Below are 4,231 nucleotides of genomic sequence, written 5' to 3' on the forward strand. Positions count from 1 at the left end.
CAATACTAATTTATGACATTTAAGAACTTAGGTTTATCTAATAATCTATTAAAAGCAATAGAGAAAAAGGGGTATACTACTCCGTCTCCAATACAAGAAAAAGCAATACCGCCAGTTTTAGAAGGTAAAGATGTTTTGGCATCTGCACAAACGGGCACAGGTAAAACTGCAGGTTTTACATTACCATTATTACATTTATTATCAGAAGAGAAAACGTTAAGGCATAGGCCAGTACGAGCTTTAATACTAACACCAACAAGAGAGTTAGCAGCGCAAATATTTGCTAACGTAAAAGAATATAGTGAGTTTTTAGATTTACGCTCTGCGGTAATATTTGGTGGAGTAAACCAAAAGCCACAAATAGCAAACTTAAAAAGAGGAATGGATGTTTTGGTGGCAACACCTGGACGTTTATTGGATCTTCACAATCAAAGATTTTTATCTTTAGACAAAGTAGAGATTTTTGTTTTAGATGAAGCGGACCGTATGTTAGATATGGGTTTTTTACGTGATATAGAACGCGTAATGAAATTAATACCAACAAAGCGTCAAAATTTAATGTTTTCTGCAACTTTTTCTAAAGACATTAAAAAACTAGCTCACGGTATTTTAAACAACCCTGTGCAGGTTGAAGCTACTCCAGAGAACACAGCCGTAGAAGTAATTCAGCAAAAAGTGTACAGAGTTGCAAAAGGTAAAAAAACGGGTTTAATTATCAAGTTAATATCAGATGGTAATTGGCAACAAGTTTTAGTTTTTACAAGAACTAAACACGGAGCTAATAATTTGTGTAAAAAAATGATTGCAGCAGGTATTTCTGCAGCGGCTATTCACGGTAATAAAAGTCAGGGTGCGCGTACAAAAGCACTAGAAGGTTTTAAAAAAGGAACACTACGTGTTTTAGTAGCTACAGATATTGCTGCTCGTGGTTTAGATATTCCTTTGTTACCACACGTAATTAATTTTGAGATCCCAAATATATCTGAAGACTATGTGCACCGAATTGGTAGAACAGGTAGAGCAGGAGCAAGTGGTGAGGCTGTATCTTTGGTAAGTGCAGATGAAACGTCTTACTTAAAAGACATTCAAAAATTAATTGGAATGCAAATTCCTGTAGAAATAGTAGAAGGTTTTGAACCAGATCCTAATGCATCAACAAAACCCATAAAACAAGGGCAGCGTGGTGGTTCTAGAAATTCTAGTAACAGACCTAAAAAAGCAGGATCTAAAAATGGTTCTAGTAATAATCGTAAACCTAAACGTAATAACGACCGCAGGTCTAATAATAAACGTAATTAATAATAATGCAAAAGTCTAATGACCCTTTACACGGTGTAAAACTAGCAACTATTATAGATGATCTAGTAGACTTTTACGGCTGGGAGTATATGGGTAACACAGTTAATATACGCTGTTTTACCCATAGACCTACAGTAAAATCTAGTCTTCATTTTTTACGTAGAACACCTTGGGCACGTACCAAAGTAGAAGAGATGTATTTACAATTGTTGCAGGAAAAAGAGAAACAATAACCTTGTGCTTGTTTTAAGGTAAATTACTAGTCTTTTTTATGTTTTTAAAAAAGATAGTATTTGTACTTTTACCAAAACTTTTTACAGGATGAACTCCAGAAGCAAACAGTTACAAGCAATAGATAGGTTACTTACCATAATGGATGAGTTGCGAGAGCAATGCCCTTGGGACAAAAAACAAACCTTACAAACTTTACGTCATTTAACCATAGAAGAAACGTATGAGTTGGGTGATGCTATTTTGGATAATAATCTGGAAGAAGTAAAAAAAGAGTTAGGAGATTTATTACTGCATATTGTTTTTTATGCCAAAATTGGTAGTGAAACTAGTGATTTTGATATAGCTGATGTAGCAAACGAGATTTGTGATAAGCTAATTCATCGTCATCCACATATTTACGGAGATGTAAAGGTAGAAGATGAAGAAGAGGTAAAACGTAATTGGGAAAAATTAAAACTAAAAGAAGGTAAAAGCAGTGTTTTAGAAGGTGTTCCTAAAAGTTTACCAGCATTGGTAAAAGCAAGTAGAATACAAGATAAAGTTGCTGGCGTAGGGTTTGACTGGGAAGAGCCACAACAAGTATTTGAAAAAGTACAAGAAGAGTTAGCAGAATTACAAGTAGAAGTAGATGCTGCTAACCAAGATAAAATAGAAGCAGAATTTGGTGACGTTTTATTTTCTATGATAAATTATGCACGTTTTTTAAAGGTAAACCCAGAAGATGCTTTAGAGCGTACTAATAAAAAATTTATAAAAAGGTTTCAGTATTTAGAGGGTAAAGCTAAAGAAATGGGGAAATCTTTAGAAGATATGACACTTGCAGAGATGGATGTTTTTTGGAATGAAGCAAAAAAAGAAAACTAATAGTAAGTAAAACTAAAAAATGATTTAATTTCATTTTTTTTAAAGTATTCAAATAAATTGAAACAATACACTAAAGAATTTAAATATAACTTAAAACTGGCATTCCCTGTAATATTGGGGTTATTAGGTCACACTTTTGTTGGTTTTGCAGATAATATAATGGTAGGTCAATTAGGTACAGCACAATTGGCTGCTGTGTCTTTAGGAAATAGCTTTGTGTTTATAGCTATGTCTTTTGGTATTGGTTTTTCTACTGCAATTACACCATTAGTAGCAGAAGCAGATGGTGCCAATAATGTAAATGATGCTAAAAGTGCTCTTAAACACGGAATTGTTTTATGTACTGTCTTAGGACTTTTTTTGTTTGGTGTAATACTCTTGGGTAAACCATTAATGTACTTAATGAAACAACCTCCAGAGGTGGTAGAATTAGCAATTCCTTATTTAGATTTAGTTGCTTTTTCGTTAGTTCCTTTAGTAATTTTTCAGGCATTCAAACAATTTTCAGATGGTTTATCACAAACCAAATACCCTATGTATGTTACTTTAATAGGTAATGCTATTAATATACTTTTAAATTACCTATTGATTTTTGGAACTTTTGGTTTTCCAAAATTGGGTATTATAGGAGCTGCCATAGGTACACTAGTTTCTAGAGTTGCAATGGTTGTTTTAATATGGATAATGCTAAAGCAAACTAAAAAGTTTCATAAATACGTTACTGGTTTCAATTTTAGAAAAATAGAAAGCAAAGTAATGAACAAGATTATGAAAATTGGTTTTCCGTCTGCATTGCAAATGTTTTTTGAGGTAGCTATTTTTACAGCTGCAATTTGGATCAGCGGTGTTTTAGGTAAAAACCCGCAAGCAGCTAACCAAATAGCTTTAAACTTGTCTAGTATGACGTTTATGGTAGGTATGGGACTAGGTGTAGCTGCAATGGTACGTGTAGGTAACCAAAAAGGTTTGGGTAATTTTAAAGATTTGCGTAGAATGGCACAATCTATATTTTTACTAACATTTTTATTAGAGGTTATTTTTGCAGCCTTATTTTTAATATTTAGACATTGGTTACCAACAGTGTATTTAGACGTAAATGATGCCGTAAACATAGTAGATAATACAGAAGTTATAGTAATAGCAGCTCAATTATTGTTAGTAGCATCATTTTTTCAAATATCAGACGGATTGCAAGTTGTAGTGCTTGGTGCATTACGTGGCTTACAAGACGTAACAATACCTACGGCAATAACATTTGTTGCGTATTGGCTAATTGGTTTTCCTATTTGTTTTTATTTAGGGTTATACACCCCTTTAAAAAGCACTGGAATTTGGATAGGTTTATTGGCTGGTTTAACTGCTTCTGCCGTTTTACTATATATTAGATTTAATTACTTAACAAAAAGATTAATACTTAATACAGAAGAATAATTATGGATTTTCCTAAGTTTTTATTGGGTGATAACACAGACTACCCAACAGCTATATTTATTATACATACAGATTACCCTAGGTTTATAATTAATTTAGAGGATGATGAAGTAGAGTGGTTAGAAGATTTTACTAAAGAAGACGAAGAGGAATTAACTGAAGAAGCAGAAAAACTAATTGCAGAGGCTACTGCTTTTTATGACAGAGAAATTGCTCGTTACGAAGAATAACAGACTATTATGCTTGAAGAATTAATACAGTACGATACTAACTTTTTTTTATATTTAAATAATCTTGGTACTTCTACTTGGGATAGTTTTTGGTTATTTATAACTAATAAAGTAAATTCTATACCATTATACGCCGTGTTGCTGTTTTTTACTTATAAGCAAGTAGGTATAAA

5 protein-coding genes are annotated in these 4,231 nt (G+C 32.7%); all 5 read left to right on the top strand.

Annotated elements, in window-relative coordinates; translation table 11 throughout:
- Positions 1-12 precede the first annotated feature (12 nt).
- Entirely contained in the window at positions 13-1,299 is a 1,287-nt protein-coding gene (locus ABJD66_RS02450; RefSeq protein WP_348127808.1) for a DEAD/DEAH box helicase, read from the top strand.
- A 5-nt stretch (positions 1,300-1,304) separates the two neighbouring features.
- Positions 1,305-1,532 carry a VF530 family protein gene (locus ABJD66_RS02455; RefSeq protein WP_100895577.1) on the top strand — a complete coding sequence of 76 codons (228 nt, stop codon included), beginning with the start codon at positions 1,305-1,307 and terminating at the stop codon, positions 1,530-1,532.
- 88 nt (positions 1,533-1,620) lie between these two features.
- Entirely contained in the window at positions 1,621-2,397 is a 777-nt protein-coding gene (mazG, locus tag ABJD66_RS02460; protein WP_348127812.1) for a nucleoside triphosphate pyrophosphohydrolase, read from the top strand.
- A 57-nt stretch (positions 2,398-2,454) separates the two neighbouring features.
- Entirely contained in the window at positions 2,455-3,828 is a 1,374-nt protein-coding gene (locus ABJD66_RS02465; protein ID WP_100895579.1) for an MATE family efflux transporter, read from the top strand.
- Between the two features lie 2 nt (positions 3,829-3,830).
- Positions 3,831-4,058 (top strand): hypothetical protein, encoded by a 228-nt coding sequence (locus tag ABJD66_RS02470; protein ID WP_198519426.1) that lies wholly within the window; start codon positions 3,831-3,833, stop codon positions 4,056-4,058.
- Positions 4,059-4,231 lie beyond the last annotated feature (173 nt).

Source organism: Cellulophaga sp., from assembly GCF_039943695.1.
Lineage (GTDB): Bacteria > Bacteroidota > Bacteroidia > Flavobacteriales > Flavobacteriaceae > Cellulophaga.

Coding starts and splice junctions, on each gene's coding strand:
- ABJD66_RS02450 (WP_348127808.1), top strand. CDS start 13: ATGACATTTAAGAACTTAGGTTTATCTAATAATCTATTAAAAGCAATA.
- mazG (WP_348127812.1), top strand. CDS start 1,621: ATGAACTCCAGAAGCAAACAGTTACAAGCAATAGATAGGTTACTTACC.
- ABJD66_RS02470 (WP_198519426.1), top strand. CDS start 3,831: ATGGATTTTCCTAAGTTTTTATTGGGTGATAACACAGACTACCCAACA.
- ABJD66_RS02455 (WP_100895577.1), top strand. CDS start 1,305: ATGCAAAAGTCTAATGACCCTTTACACGGTGTAAAACTAGCAACTATT.